The organism is Klebsiella sp. 141203 (assembly GCF_032601985.1).
GTDB lineage: Bacteria > Pseudomonadota > Gammaproteobacteria > Enterobacterales > Enterobacteriaceae > Klebsiella > Klebsiella aerogenes.
Map to the genome: position 1 here is coordinate 253,260 of NZ_JAQIRL010000005.1, position 13,580 is coordinate 266,839.

Here is a 13,580-nt window from a genome sequence, read left to right on the forward strand (position 1 = left end):
GTCTTGCTGGAAGATGACTTAACGCTGAACGTCGCCCAACAGCCTACCGCGCACAATGGATGCGTTTAGTAGTAGTAGGCTGGTGAAGCGAGTAGTGCGAATCATGCGTCATACTCCAGTTGAAATCGATATGCTTTTAGAGTTACTGGATAGCGGTTTTGATGTCAACCCCAGGCAAGATAAAAACTGTTTTTCACAAGCCTGGTGAATTAGCTAATTGTGCTGGATTATCCCTTGTTTCGCCGACGATCCTATTTGAGACATTTATCTGCCTCTGGAAAAATAAAACAATTAGAAAAAATTTTTATCATAAAGGGGGGCGATAAAGACAGGAGGGAGGAATGTGCTTATCTTAATGAAACATAAGGGATTAGTGGTGTTGTCGTTGCTGGTTTTGAGAATTACAGGCGAGAGGAAGGATAACAAAGTGTTAATTAATAGCAGAGGGAAAATAGATAGTTAATTGATACTTAAATTGCAATTAACTAATAGTGGTGTTGTTTATTCCTGTGATCTATGGGTACACTTTATATCATCAAGTAAATGATATGTTTTAGGCGGGTTCCGGTGATGTCCTGTGAGGTTTTTCGTCGCTACTCATAACCTTGATATATTCCTAAAATTCAACTTTACCCTTTTGCAGATTTAATATGCATGATAAATGATATTGTCTTAATTAATTACTGCACTTTGGTAAAAGGAATTTAGCGTGACGGTGGAGTTAGATATGTTAATTGAAAATACTGAATATAAATCAGCCCCGGGACAGGAAGTCGTTAAACCACAACTGCGGATGGTGGATCTCAACCTGCTGACCGTCTTTGATGCGGTGATGCAGGAACAAAATATTACCCGCGCGGCCCATACTCTCGGCATGTCCCAACCGGCGGTAAGTAACGCGGTATCTCGTCTTAAGGTGATGTTTAATGATGAACTGTTTGTTCGCTATGGGCGCGGCATTCAGCCAACGGCGCGGGCATATCAGCTGTTTGGCTCGGTACGCCAGGCATTGCAACTGGTGCAAAATGAGCTGCCGGGTTCCGGTTTTGAACCGCTGAGTAGCGAACGCGTATTTAACCTCTGCGTTTGTAGCCCATTGGATAATTACTTAACCTCGCTAATATTTAATAAAGTTGGTGAAATCGCGCCAAATATTCATCTGGTCTTTAAATCAGCGCTACATCAAAACACCGAACATCAGCTGCGTTATCAGGAAATTGAATTTGTTATCGGCTATGAAGAGTTTCGTCGTCCTGAGTTCGCCTGCATACCTTTATTCAAAGATGAAATGGTTCTGGTTGCCAGCCGTAAACATCCGCGTATTTCCGGGCCGTTAACGGAAGCGGATATTTATCAGGAAGAGCACGCGGTCGTCGCATTGGATCGTTATGCGTCATTTAGCCAGCCGTGGTATGACTCCGTAGATAAACAATCCTGTATTGCTTATCAGGGCAATGCCATGGTCAGCGTATTAAATGTAGTTTCGCAAACCCACATGGTGGCGATAGCGCCACGCTGGTTAGCCAATGAATTCGCGGATAAATTAGACCTGCAGATATTACCGCTGCCGCTGAAGGTAAATAGCCGCACCTGCTTCCTCTCCTGGCACGAAGCGGCCGGTCGCGATAAAGGCCATCAATGGATGGAAGAGTTACTGGCGAATATCTGCCAGCGCTAATTGCCGTTATCTACAAAGGGGAGCGAAAGCTCCAGCTTATCTGAATAAATAGCCAAAAAGCAGAATATTATTCTGTTTATCACCGCGGGTTCTCGCAACCCGACGGTGAAAAATGGATGATTTTCTGCCGTAAGCCATTTTCCCCGAGTATTGGCTGTCTCATTTTGCTATTCATGAAGCAATCCTCCATATATTTCTCCAGATGCTTTCTTTTCTGCTTTTGAGACCCGCTGCAGACCCCGGCAGGCGAATTGCCTGCCTGTTGGCGAGCAGTTATGGTAATGCACAGCAAGTCGTTCACCTCAATGCGCTGCCGCTGGCGGCGCATCATACGACGCGCGCGGAAAATGACTTCCGCCGTCGTGAAAACAATAAGCCTGGAGGCAAACCATGGAGATGTTGTCAGGAGCCGAGATGGTCGTCCAATCGCTTGTCGATCAGGGCGTCAAGCAAGTATTCGGCTATCCCGGAGGCGCAGTCCTCGATATCTATGATGCATTACATACCCTCGGCGGCATTGACCATGTGCTGGTGCGCCATGAGCAGGCGGCGGTGCATATGGCCGACGGGCTGGCGCGCGCGACTGGCGAAGTCGGGGTGGTGCTGGTGACCTCCGGCCCGGGAGCGACAAACGCTATTACCGGTATTGCAACGGCTTACATGGATTCTATTCCGCTGGTCATTCTTTCCGGGCAGGTTGCGACCTCGCTGATTGGCTACGATGCCTTCCAGGAGTGCGATATGGTGGGGATCTCGCGGCCGGTGGTCAAACACAGCTTCCTGGTGAAACAGACTGAAGATATTCCAGGTATTCTAAAGAAAGCGTTCTGGCTGGCCGCCAGCGGCCGTCCAGGGCCCGTGGTGGTCGATTTGCCGAAGGATATTCTTAATCCGGCGAAGAAGCTGCCTTACGTTTGGCCGGATGCGGTTAGCATGCGTTCCTATAACCCGACGACCAGCGGCCATAAAGGGCAAATTAAACGCGCGCTGCAAACGCTGGTGGCGGCGAAAAAACCGGTCGTGTACGTTGGCGGCGGTGCAATCAATTCGCAGTGCGAAGCGCAGCTGCGTACGTTGGTCGAAAAGCTGAAGCTACCGGTGGTCTCTTCATTAATGGGTTTAGGCGCTTTTCCGGCGACTCATCAGCAGGCGCTGGGGATGTTGGGGATGCACGGTACCTATGAAGCCAACATGACTATGCATCATTCTGACGTTATTTTTGCAGTTGGCGTCCGCTTTGACGATCGCACCACCAACAATTTGGCTAAGTATTGCCCGAACGCCACTGTGCTGCATATTGATATCGATCCCACGTCGATCTCCAAGACCGTCCCGGCGGATGTGCCGATCGTCGGCGACGCGCGTCAGGTGCTTGACCAGATGTTTGATCTGCTTGAACAGGAAGAGAGCCAGCAGCCGCTGGATGAGATCCGCGACTGGTGGCAGCAGATCGAACAGTGGCGTTCCCGCCATTGCCTGCAATACGACACGCAAAGCGGCAAGATCAAACCGCAGGCGGTGATTGAAGCCATCTGGCGCCTGACCAACGGCGACGCTTACGTGACTTCCGACGTCGGCCAGCATCAGATGTTCGCCGCGCTCTATTATCCATTTGATAAACCAAGACGTTGGATTAACTCCGGCGGCCTCGGCACGATGGGCTTTGGCCTGCCTGCGGCGCTGGGCGTGAAGATGGCGCTACCGCATGAAACCGTTATCTGCGTGACCGGGGACGGCAGCATCCAGATGAACATTCAGGAGCTTTCCACCGCCCTGCAGTACGAACTGCCGGTACTGGTATTGAACCTGAATAACCGTTACCTCGGGATGGTGAAGCAGTGGCAGGATATGCTCTATTCCGGCCGCCATTCGCAGTCCTATATGGAATCGCTGCCGGACTTCGTGCGCGTCGCTGAGGCTTATGGCCACGTCGGTATTCGCATCAGCGAGCCGCAAGAGCTGGAGGCTAAACTGGCGGAAGCGCTGGAGCAGGTGCGTAATAACCGTCTGGTGTTCGTTGATGTAACGGTTGATGGTAGCGAGCATGTTTACCCCATGCAGATCCGCGGCGGCGGCATGGACGAAATGTGGTTGAGCAAAACGGAGAGAACCTGATTATGCGCCGGATATTATCTGTATTACTGGAGAACGAATCGGGGGCATTATCCCGGGTGATCGGCCTGTTTTCCCAACGCGGCTACAATATTGAAAGCCTGACGGTAGCGCCAACCGACGATCCGACGTTGTCCCGCATGACCATCCAGACGGTGGGCGACGAAAAAGCCATTGAGCAGATCGAAAAGCAATTACATAAGCTGGTGGACGTGCTGCGGGTTAGCGAACTGGGCCAGGGCTCCCACGTCGAGCGTGAAATCATGCTGGTGAAAGTGCAGGCCAGCGGTTATGGCCGCGAAGAGGTGAAACGCAACACCGAGATATTTCGCGGGCAGATTATTGATGTCACGCCTTCTATCTATACCGTGCAGCTTGCCGGAACCAGCGATAAGCTGGATGCCTTCCTGGCCTCCTTGCGCGACGTCGCGCGCATTGTTGAAGTGGCGCGCTCCGGAGTGGTCGGCCTGTCGCGCGGCGATAAAATCATGCGCTAAACGCTGAAAAAATGACGTAAAAATAGCCCGACACAAACTGTCGGGTTATTTTTTTGCGAATTCCGTAGGAACTGTGGACGAAAGCGGTTGCCGCGCTAACTATTCTGCGTTTAGATGTTATAAAAATGGATCTCTATACTCTAATGAGTATATCTATTTAATGGTTGTTTTTTGTACTTCTTACCCAAGGGGCAATTGTGAAACTGGATGAAATCGCCCGGCTGGCCGGTGTTTCAAGAACCACCGCGAGCTATGTGATTAATGGCAAAGCGAAGCAGTATCGCGTCAGCGATAAAACGGTCGAGAAGGTGATGGCGGTGGTGCGCGAGCATAACTACCACCCGAATGCGGTCGCTGCTGGCCTGCGCGCAGGACGCACGCGTTCAATTGGTCTGGTGATCCCGGATCTCGAGAATACCAGTTATACCCGTATTGCGAACTATCTGGAGCGTCAGGCGCGTCAGCGCGGCTACCAGCTGCTGATCGCCTGCTCGGAAGATCAGCCGGATAACGAAATGCGCTGTATTGAGCATCTGCTGCAGCGCCAGGTGGATGCCATTATCGTTTCGACTTCACTGCCGCCGGAGCATCCATTCTATCAGCGCTGGGCGAACGATCCTTTCCCGATTGTCGCGCTCGACCGCGCGCTCGATCGTGAACACTTTACCAGCGTCGTCGGCGCGGACCAGGACGACGCTGAAATGCTCGCCGCCGAGCTGCGCAAATTCCCCGGTGACAATGTGCTGTATCTGGGAGCGCTGCCGGAGCTGTCGGTAAGCTTCCTGCGCGAGCAGGGGTTCCGTTCGGCGTGGAAGGATGACCCGCGGGAAGTGAACTTCCTCTATGCCAACAGCTATGAACGCGAAGCCGCGGCCCAGCTGTTTGAAAAGTGGCTGGAAACGCATCCGATGCCGCAACTGCTGTTCACCACCTCTTTCCCGCTGTTGCAGGGCGTGATGGACGTCACGCTGCGCCGTGAAGGCAAACTGCCATCCGAACTCGCCATCGCCACCTTCGGTGATAACGAACTGCTCGATTTCCTGCAGTGTCCGGTGCTGGCAGTTGCGCAGCGTCACCGCGACGTTGCCGAGCGTGTTTTAGAGATTGTACTGGCAAGCCTGGATGAACCGCGTAAGCCAAAACCAGGCTTAAGCCGTATTCGTCGTAACCTTTATCATCGCGGAAGTTTGAATCGCCGCTGATCCATTAGCGAAAAAAGGTTAAGATTCTTCGTAGGTTATTCGCCAGATGGATTAGCATCTGGCGATAATCCATACAATTTACGTAGAGATTCGTAAATCTATTCGCTTTCAGACAAATCCCTAAACTTCTTTACGCCTTATTTTGTTTTATTCCTGAGAAAGATTTTTTTGTATCCAAATGGTGCAAGAAAATGCGCAATGCCATCTGTTAGTATTATTTTGTTACATTCATCGGAATAATTGCTGAATTAACAATCGCTTTATCCTACCTTCATCGCCGTTGAGAGCGTCAGGCCGCGGCACAAGTGCTTCTCCGTCCACAACAGGCACTGTTAACGGACATCAGAATGGCCTAAAATGCCGCTCGCGTCGCAAACTGACACTTTATATTTTCCCGCTGAAGATATTTTGTCGCTTTTAACTGTTACGAGTTTGTTGGTTATTTTCTTACACGTATTCATAACGTTAATTTGCCTCATTTGTTGGTGATTTATTCATCAGGGCTAATATCGGCTGTAAATAATGGGTTTTTGCGCTCCGTTGGCATTAGTGCTGGCTTGACAAGCTTTTCCTCCGCTCCGTAAACTCCTTTAGGTGGGAATTTGTGGGGTAAAGTGGCGAAAAGGGGTGAGGCTGGCATGTTCCGTGGAGCAACGTTAGTCAATCTCGACAGTAAAGGCCGTTTGGCCGTACCGACGCGCTACCGCGACGGGCTGATCGAGGATGCTTCTGGTCAAATGGTGTGCACCATTGACATTCATCACCCGTGCCTGCTGCTTTATCCTTTGCCTGAATGGGAAATCATCGAGCAAAAATTGTCGCGTTTGTCGAGCATGAATCCCGTTGAGCGGCGCGTACAGCGCCTGCTTTTGGGGCATGCCAGCGAATGTCAGATGGATAGCGCCGGACGATTGCTAATCGCGCCGGTGCTGCGGCAACATGCCGGGCTGACAAAAGAAGTGATGCTGGTCGGACAGTTTAATAAATTTGAACTGTGGGATGAAACGACCTGGTATCAACGGGTCAAGGAAGATATCGACGCTGAGCAGTCCGCTACCGGTGAACTGTCGGAGCGCCTGCAGGATTTGTCTTTATAAAATGATGGAAAATTTTAAACATACTACGGTACTTCTGGATGAAGCCGTTAACGGCCTGAATATTCGTCCAAATGGTATCTACATTGATGGAACCTTTGGCCGCGGTGGTCACTCGCGTCTGATCCTCTCCCAACTGGGGGCGGAAGGGCGCCTGCTGGCAATCGATCGCGACCCAACGGCTATTGCCGTTGCGAAAACCATCGATGACCCACGCTTTTCCATCGTACATGGTCCTTTCTCGCAGCTGGCTGACTACGTCGCCGAGCGCAATCTTACCGGCAAGATCGACGGTATTCTTCTCGATCTTGGCGTTTCTTCACCGCAGCTGGACGACGCGGAACGCGGATTCTCCTTTATGCGCGATGGTCCGCTGGACATGCGCATGGATCCGACTCGCGGTCAGTCCGCCGCCGAATGGTTACAGACCGCCGAAGAAGCCGACATCGCCTGGGTAATCAAAACCTTTGGCGAGGAGCGTTTCGGTAAACGTATCGCGCGCGCGATCGTTGAGCGTAACCGCATTGAGCCGATGACCCGTACCAAAGAGCTGGCGGAAGTTATCGCGGCGGCGACGCCGGTGAAAGATAAGCACAAACATCCCGCGACCCGTACCTTCCAGGCGGTGCGCATTTGGGTGAACAGTGAACTGGAGGAGATAGAGCAGGCGCTAAAAAGCTCGCTCGGCGTGCTGGCCCCCGGCGGCCGGCTGTCGATTATCAGTTTCCATTCGCTGGAAGACCGCATTGTGAAGCGCTTTATGCGTGAACAAAGTCGCGGTCCGCAGGTTCCAGCGGGGATCCCGATGACTGAAGAGCAACTCAGGAAACTGGGCGGCCGTCAGTTGCGAGCACTAGGCAAGTTGATGCCGGGCGAAGAAGAGGTGGCAGAGAATCCACGCGCTCGTAGTTCAGTGCTGCGTATCGCAGAGAGGACGAACGCATGATCGGCAGAGTGACAGTAGCCTTAAGCAAAGTTAAAGGATCGTTAGGAAGCAACGAGCGCCATGCCTTGCCTGGCGTTATCGGGGACGATCTTCTGCGGTTTGGGAAGCTGCCACTCTGCCTGTTCATTTGCATCATCATAACGGCAGTGACCGTGGTGACGACGGCGCACCATACCCGTCTGTTAACCGCGCAGCGTGAACAATTAGTTCTGGAGCGTGACGCTCTGGATATTGAATGGCGCAACCTGATCCTCGAAGAGAACGCCCTTGGCGATCACAGTCGGGTTGAGCGGATCGCGACAGAGAAGTTGCAGATGCAACACGTTGATCCATCACAAGAAAATATAGTGGTACAGAAATAAGGATTATTGCGACGCATGAAAGCAGCGCCGAAAACGCCAAAAGCAAAACGTCAGGAAGAACAGGCCAACTTTATCAGTTGGCGTTTTGCGTTGCTGTGCGGATGTATTTTAATCGCTCTCGCCTTCCTGCTTGGCCGCGTCGCGTGGCTGCAGGTGGTGAGTCCGGATATGCTGGTGCGTCAGGGAGATATGCGTTCCCTGCGTGTGCAGGAAGTGTCAACCGCGCGCGGCATGATTACCGACCGCTCCGGCCGCCCGCTGGCGGTCAGCGTGCCGGTAAAAGCCATCTGGGCCGACCCGAAAGAGCTGCATGATGCGGGCGGCGTGACGCTCGATAACCGCTGGAAAGCGTTAGCCGATGCGCTGAATATGCCGCTGGACCAGCTGGCATCGCGTATCAACAGCAACCCGCGGATGCGTTTTATCTATCTGGCGCGTCAGGTGAACCCTGACATGGCCGACTACATCAAAAAACTGAAGCTGCCGGGGATACATCTGCGCGAGGAGTCTCGCCGTTATTATCCGTCAGGCGAAGTAACCGCTCACCTCATTGGCTTTACCAACGTCGATAGCCAGGGGATCGAGGGGGTTGAGAAAAGCTTCGATAAGTGGCTAACCGGCCAGCCGGGCGAGCGTATCGTGCGTAAAGACCGCTATGGCCGCGTGATTGAAGACATTTCTTCCACCGACAGCCAGGCGGCGCATAACCTCGCGCTGAGCATCGACGAGCGCCTACAGGCGCTGGTGTATCGTGAACTGAATAATGCGGTGGCGTTCAACAAAGCGGAATCAGGCACTGCCGTTTTGGTCGACGTCAACACCGGTGAAGTGCTGGCGATGGCCAACAGCCCGTCGTACAACCCAAATAATTTCGCGGGTACGTCCAAAGATACCATGCGTAACCGCGCCATCACCGACGTATTTGAACCGGGTTCAACGGTGAAGCCGATGGTGGTGATGACGGCGCTGCAGCGCGGCATCGTCAATGAAAATACCGTGCTGAATACCATTCCATATCGAATTAACGGCCACGAAATTAAAGACGTGGCGCGCTACAGCGAATTGACCCTGACCGGGGTGCTACAGAAGTCGAGTAACGTCGGCGTTTCTAAGCTGGCGTTAGCGATGCCGTCCTCAGCGTTAGTAGATACTTACTCACGTTTTGGGCTTGGAAAGGCGACCAATTTGGGGTTGGTCGGAGAACGCAGTGGCTTATATCCTCAAAAACAACGGTGGTCTGACATAGAGAGGGCCACCTTTTCTTTCGGCTACGGGCTAATGGTAACTCCGTTACAGTTAGCGCGAGTCTACGCAACGATTGGCAGCTACGGCATCTATCGCCCGCTGTCGATTACCAAAGTTGATCCACCGGTGCCGGGCGAGCGCGTATTCCCGGACTCACTGGTACGTACCGTCGTTCACATGATGGAAAGCGTGGCGCTTCCCGGCGGCGGCGGCGTGAAAGCAGCGATCAAAGGCTATCGTATCGCGATTAAAACCGGTACGGCGAAAAAAGTGGGGCCGGATGGCCGCTACATCAACAAATATATTGCTTACACCGCAGGCGTTGCGCCCGCCAGCCACCCGCGTTTCGCGTTGGTGGTGGTGATCAACGACCCGCAGGCAGGTAAATACTACGGTGGCGCCGTTTCCGCGCCGGTGTTCGGTGCCATCATGGGCGGCGTATTGCGCACCATGAACATCGAACCGGATGCGCTGGCAACGGGCGAAAAAAGTGAATTTGTGATTAATCAAGGCGAGGGAACAGGTGGCAGATCGTAATTTGCGCGACCTTCTCGCTCCGTGGGTGCCAAATGCGCCGGAGCGAATTCTGCGAGAGATGACGCTGGACAGCCGCGTGGCGGCGTCCGGCGACCTCTTTGTCGCGGTACAGGGTCATCAGGCGGACGGGCGTCGTTATATCCCGCAGGCGATAGCGCAAGGTGTTGCTGCCATTATTGCTGAGGCGCAGGGCGAGGCCGCAGACGGCGAAGTTCGCGAGATGCACGGCGTGCCGGTCATCTACCTGAGCCAACTGAACGAGCGGTTATCCGCGCTGGCCGGGCGTTTTTACCAACAACCTTCGCAGCAGATGCGTCTGGTGGGCGTCACCGGTACTAACGGTAAAACCACGACTACGCAGCTGTTGGCGCAGTGGGCTAAACTGCTCGGCGAAACCAGCGCGGTGATGGGGACCGTCGGTAACGGCCTGCTGGATAAAGTAGTGCCGACCGAGAACACCACCGGCTCTGCGGTTGATGTTCAGCACGTGCTTTCCGGCCTGGTAGGGCAGGGGGCGACTTTCGGCGCGATGGAAGTCTCTTCTCACGGCCTGGTGCAGCACCGCGTGGCGGCGCTGCAGTTTGCCGCCTCGGTGTTTACCAACCTGAGCCGTGACCACCTCGACTACCATGGCGACATGGAACATTACGAAGCGGCGAAATGGCTGCTCTATTCCACCCACCATTGCGGCCAGGCCATCGTCAACGCTGACGATGAAGTCGGGCGCCGCTGGCTGGCGAAACTGCCGGATGCGGTGGCGGTGTCGATGGAAGATCATATCAATCCGAACTGCCACGGCCGCTGGCTGAAGGCGACCGCGGTCAACTATCACGACAGCGGCGCGACCATTCAGTTTGACTCGAGCTGGGGCAAAGGCGAAATCGAAAGCCGCCTGATGGGCGCCTTTAACGTCAGCAACCTGCTGCTGGCGCTGGCGACGCTGCTGGCGCTGGGCTATCCGCTGGCGGATCTGCTGAAAACCTCTTCGCGCTTACAGCCGGTGTGCGGCCGTATGGAAGTGTTCAGCGCGCCGGGCAAACCGACCGTGGTGGTCGATTACGCCCATACGCCTGACGCGCTGGAAAAAGCGCTGCAGGCCGCGCGTCTGCACTGTAGCGGCAAGCTGTGGTGTGTCTTCGGCTGCGGCGGCGACCGCGACAAGGGCAAACGCCCGCTGATGGGCGCTATCGCGGAAGAGTTTGCCGATATCGTGGTCGTGACTGACGATAACCCGCGTACCGAAGAGCCGCGGGCGATTATCAACGACATTCTGGCTGGCATGCTTGATGCCGGGCAGGTGAAGGTGATGGAAGGCCGCGCGGAAGCGGTGACCGGCGCGGTGATGCAGGCGAAAGCGAACGACGTTGTGCTGGTAGCGGGCAAAGGCCACGAAGACTATCAGATCGTCGGTAACCGCCGTCTGGATTACTCCGACCGCGTGACCGTCGCGCGTCTGCTGGGAGCGGTAGCATGATTCGCTTTACATTAAGCCAGCTCGCCGATATCACCCGCGGCGAACTGCAGGGTAGCGATATCGCTATCGATGACGTGACGTCCGATACCCGCAAAGTCACGGCGGGTTGCCTGTTTGTGGCGCTGAAGGGCGAGCGATTCGACGCGCATGATTTTGCCGAACAAGCGAAAGCGGCGGGCGCAGGCGCGCTGCTGGTAAGTCGCCAACTGGCCTGCGATTTACCGCAGGTGGTAGTGAAAGATACCCGTCTGGCTTTTGGCGAGTTAGCGGCCTGGGCGCGTCAGCAGGTGCCGACCCGCGTGGTGGCGCTGACTGGTTCGTCCGGTAAGACCTCGGTCAAAGAGATGACCGCGGCGATCCTCAGCCAGTGCGGTAATACGCTGTATACCGCCGGTAACCTGAATAATGATATCGGGGTACCGATGACGCTGCTGCGTCTGAACAAAGATCACCAGTATGCGGTGATTGAACTTGGCGCCAACCACCAGGGCGAAATCGCCTGGACCGTCAGCCTGACGCGTCCGGAAGCGGCGCTGGTCAACAACCTCGCCGCCGCGCACCTCGAAGGCTTCGGCTCGCTGGCGGGCGTGGCGAAGGCCAAGGGTGAAATCTTTACCGGCCTGCCGCAAAACGGCATCGCGATTTTGAATGCCGACAACAATGACTGGCTGAACTGGCAGAGCGTGATTGGCGATCGCAAAGTGTGGCGCTTCTCGCCGAACGCGGCGAACAGCGACTTCACGGCGACCAACGTACATATCACCAGTCATGGCACCGAATTTACGCTGCAGACCCCGTTCGGCAACGTCGACGTACTGCTGCCGCTACCGGGGCGCCATAACATCGCTAACGCGCTGGCGGCAACTTCGCTGGCGATGGCGGTAGGCGCCGATCTGGCCGCGGTGAAAACCGGGCTGGCGCAGCTGCAAGCGGTGCCGGGACGTCTGTTCCCGATCCAACTGGCGGAAAACCAGCTGCTGCTGGATGACTCCTACAACGCCAACGTCGGTTCGATGACCGCCGCGGTACAGGTACTGGCGGAAATGCCGGGCTTCCGGGCGATGGTGGTCGGCGATATGGCTGAACTCGGTGCGGAAAGCGCGGCGTGTCATCGCGAAGTTGGCGAAGCGGCGAAAGCGGCGGGGCTGGATTGCGTCCTCAGCGTCGGTTCCCTGAGCGCGGATATCAGCAGCGCCAGCGGCGTGGGCGAACATTTTAACGATAAAGCCGCCGTCGTAGCTCGCCTGCGCGAGCTGCTGGCAGAGCATAAAATCATGACCATTTTAGTGAAGGGTTCACGTAGTGCCGCTATGGAAGAGGTAGTACGCGCATTACAGGAGATTGCGACATGTTAGTATGGCTGGCCGAACATCTGGTCAAATATTATTCCGGCTTTAACGTCTTTTCTTATTTGACGTTTCGCGCCATCGTCAGCCTGCTGACCGCGCTGTTCATCTCTCTGTGGATGGGCCCGCGCATGATCGCCCGTCTGCAAAAAATGTCCTTCGGCCAGGTCGTTCGTAACGATGGTCCGGAGTCCCACTTCAGCAAACGCGGTACCCCGACCATGGGCGGGATCATGATCCTTACCGCGATTACCGTTTCCGTCCTGCTGTGGGCTTATCCGTCAAATCCATACGTCTGGTGCGTACTGACGGTATTAATCGGCTACGGCATCATCGGGTTTGTTGATGATTATCGTAAAGTCGTGCGCAAAGACACCAAGGGTCTGATTGCCCGCTGGAAGTATTTCTGGATGTCGGTGATTGCGCTGGGCGTGGCGTTCGCGCTGTATCTGGCGGGGAAAGATACCCCGGCGACCGAACTGGTTGTGCCGTTCTTTAAAGACGTGATGCCGCAGTTAGGACTGTTTTACATCCTGTTGGCTTACTTCGTTATCGTTGGTACCGGCAACGCGGTCAACCTGACCGACGGCCTCGACGGCCTGGCGATTATGCCGACCGTCTTCGTCGCCGCCGGTTTTGCGCTGGTGGCGTGGGCCACCGGGAACATGAACTTCGCCAACTACCTGCACATTCCTTATCTGCGTCACGCCGGGGAACTGGTTATCGTCTGTACGGCGATTGTCGGCGCAGGTCTGGGCTTCCTGTGGTTCAACACCTACCCGGCGCAGGTCTTTATGGGCGACGTCGGTTCACTGGCGCTCGGCGGCGCGCTGGGCATTATCGCCGTACTGCTGCGCCAGGAGTTCCTGCTGGTGATTATGGGCGGCGTTTTCGTCGTGGAAACCCTGTCGGTTATCCTGCAGGTCGGCTCGTTCAAGCTGCGCGGTCAGCGCATCTTCCGTATGGCGCCGATTCACCACCACTATGAACTGAAAGGCTGGCCGGAACCGCGCGTTATCGTGCGCTTCTGGATTATTTCGCTGATGCTGGTGCTGATTGGCCTGGCGACGCTGAAGGTACGTTAATC

At 54.8% G+C, this 13,580-nt stretch carries 12 protein-coding genes; 11 read left to right on the plus strand and 1 reads right to left on the minus strand.

Annotation, left to right across the window (positions count from 1 at the left end):
• Positions 1-18 precede the first annotated feature (18 nt).
• Complete coding sequence (gene leuL, locus PGR29_RS20155) at positions 19-105, minus strand: leu operon leader peptide (RefSeq protein WP_020079614.1); 87 nt, start codon at positions 103-105, stop codon at positions 19-21.
• A 604-nt stretch (positions 106-709) separates the two neighbouring features.
• On the opposite strand from leuL, the gene leuO reads away from it, so the two are divergent.
• From leuO to mraY, 11 genes are all read left to right on the plus strand, one after another.
• The gene (gene leuO, locus PGR29_RS20160) at positions 710-1,678 is read left to right on the plus strand and encodes a transcriptional regulator LeuO (protein ID WP_015368259.1); all 969 of its coding nucleotides are present in this window, start codon (positions 710-712) and stop codon (positions 1,676-1,678) included.
• Positions 1,679-2,068: 390 nt separating this feature from the next.
• Entirely contained in the window at positions 2,069-3,793 is a 1,725-nt protein-coding gene (ilvI, locus tag PGR29_RS20165) for an acetolactate synthase 3 large subunit (protein ID WP_087860893.1), read from the plus strand.
• A 2-nt stretch (positions 3,794-3,795) separates the two neighbouring features.
• Positions 3,796-4,287, plus strand: a complete 492-nt coding sequence (ilvN, locus tag PGR29_RS20170; protein ID WP_015368257.1) for an acetolactate synthase small subunit — start codon at positions 3,796-3,798, stop codon at positions 4,285-4,287.
• Between the two features lie 197 nt (positions 4,288-4,484).
• Positions 4,485-5,489 (plus strand): catabolite repressor/activator, encoded by a 1,005-nt coding sequence (gene cra / locus PGR29_RS20175; protein WP_087860892.1) that lies wholly within the window; start codon positions 4,485-4,487, stop codon positions 5,487-5,489.
• A gap of 638 nt (positions 5,490-6,127) precedes the next feature.
• A complete protein-coding gene (mraZ, locus tag PGR29_RS20180; RefSeq protein ID WP_015368255.1) occupies positions 6,128-6,586 on the plus strand; it encodes a division/cell wall cluster transcriptional repressor MraZ in 459 nt (152 codons plus the stop codon).
• Position 6,587: 1 nt separating this feature from the next.
• A complete protein-coding gene (gene rsmH / locus PGR29_RS20185; RefSeq protein ID WP_113374413.1) occupies positions 6,588-7,529 on the plus strand; it encodes a 16S rRNA (cytosine(1402)-N(4))-methyltransferase RsmH in 942 nt (313 codons plus the stop codon).
• Complete coding sequence (ftsL, locus tag PGR29_RS20190; RefSeq protein WP_015704398.1) at positions 7,526-7,891, plus strand: cell division protein FtsL; 366 nt, start codon at positions 7,526-7,528, stop codon at positions 7,889-7,891. The genes rsmH and ftsL overlap by 4 nt, the downstream gene beginning before the upstream one ends.
• 15 nt (positions 7,892-7,906) lie before the next feature.
• Positions 7,907-9,673, plus strand: coding sequence for a peptidoglycan glycosyltransferase FtsI (locus PGR29_RS20195; RefSeq protein WP_087860891.1), 1,767 nt, complete (start codon positions 7,907-7,909; stop codon positions 9,671-9,673).
• Complete coding sequence (murE, locus tag PGR29_RS20200; RefSeq protein WP_015368250.1) at positions 9,660-11,147, plus strand: UDP-N-acetylmuramoyl-L-alanyl-D-glutamate--2,6-diaminopimelate ligase; 1,488 nt, start codon at positions 9,660-9,662, stop codon at positions 11,145-11,147. Before PGR29_RS20195 ends, murE begins: the two co-directional genes overlap by 14 nt.
• Positions 11,144-12,502 carry a UDP-N-acetylmuramoyl-tripeptide--D-alanyl-D-alanine ligase gene (gene murF, locus PGR29_RS20205; RefSeq protein WP_316425194.1) on the plus strand — a complete coding sequence of 453 codons (1,359 nt, stop codon included), beginning with the start codon at positions 11,144-11,146 and terminating at the stop codon, positions 12,500-12,502. The genes murE and murF overlap by 4 nt, the downstream gene beginning before the upstream one ends.
• Positions 12,496-13,578, plus strand: coding sequence for a phospho-N-acetylmuramoyl-pentapeptide-transferase (gene mraY / locus PGR29_RS20210; RefSeq protein ID WP_087860888.1), 1,083 nt, complete (start codon positions 12,496-12,498; stop codon positions 13,576-13,578). The genes murF and mraY overlap by 7 nt, the downstream gene beginning before the upstream one ends.
• Positions 13,579-13,580: the final 2 nt, after the last annotated feature.

Coding starts and splice junctions, on each gene's coding strand:
- PGR29_RS20195 (WP_087860891.1), top strand. CDS start 7,907: ATGAAAGCAGCGCCGAAAACGCCAAAAGCAAAACGTCAGGAAGAACAG.
- mraY (WP_087860888.1), top strand. CDS start 12,496: ATGTTAGTATGGCTGGCCGAACATCTGGTCAAATATTATTCCGGCTTT.
- ilvI (WP_087860893.1), top strand. CDS start 2,069: ATGGAGATGTTGTCAGGAGCCGAGATGGTCGTCCAATCGCTTGTCGAT.
- mraZ (WP_015368255.1), top strand. CDS start 6,128: ATGTTCCGTGGAGCAACGTTAGTCAATCTCGACAGTAAAGGCCGTTTG.
- murF (WP_316425194.1), top strand. CDS start 11,144: ATGATTCGCTTTACATTAAGCCAGCTCGCCGATATCACCCGCGGCGAA.
- rsmH (WP_113374413.1), top strand. CDS start 6,588: ATGATGGAAAATTTTAAACATACTACGGTACTTCTGGATGAAGCCGTT.
- leuL (WP_020079614.1), bottom strand. CDS start 105: ATGATTCGCACTACTCGCTTCACCAGCCTACTACTACTAAACGCATCC.
- ftsL (WP_015704398.1), top strand. CDS start 7,526: ATGATCGGCAGAGTGACAGTAGCCTTAAGCAAAGTTAAAGGATCGTTA.
- ilvN (WP_015368257.1), top strand. CDS start 3,796: ATGCGCCGGATATTATCTGTATTACTGGAGAACGAATCGGGGGCATTA.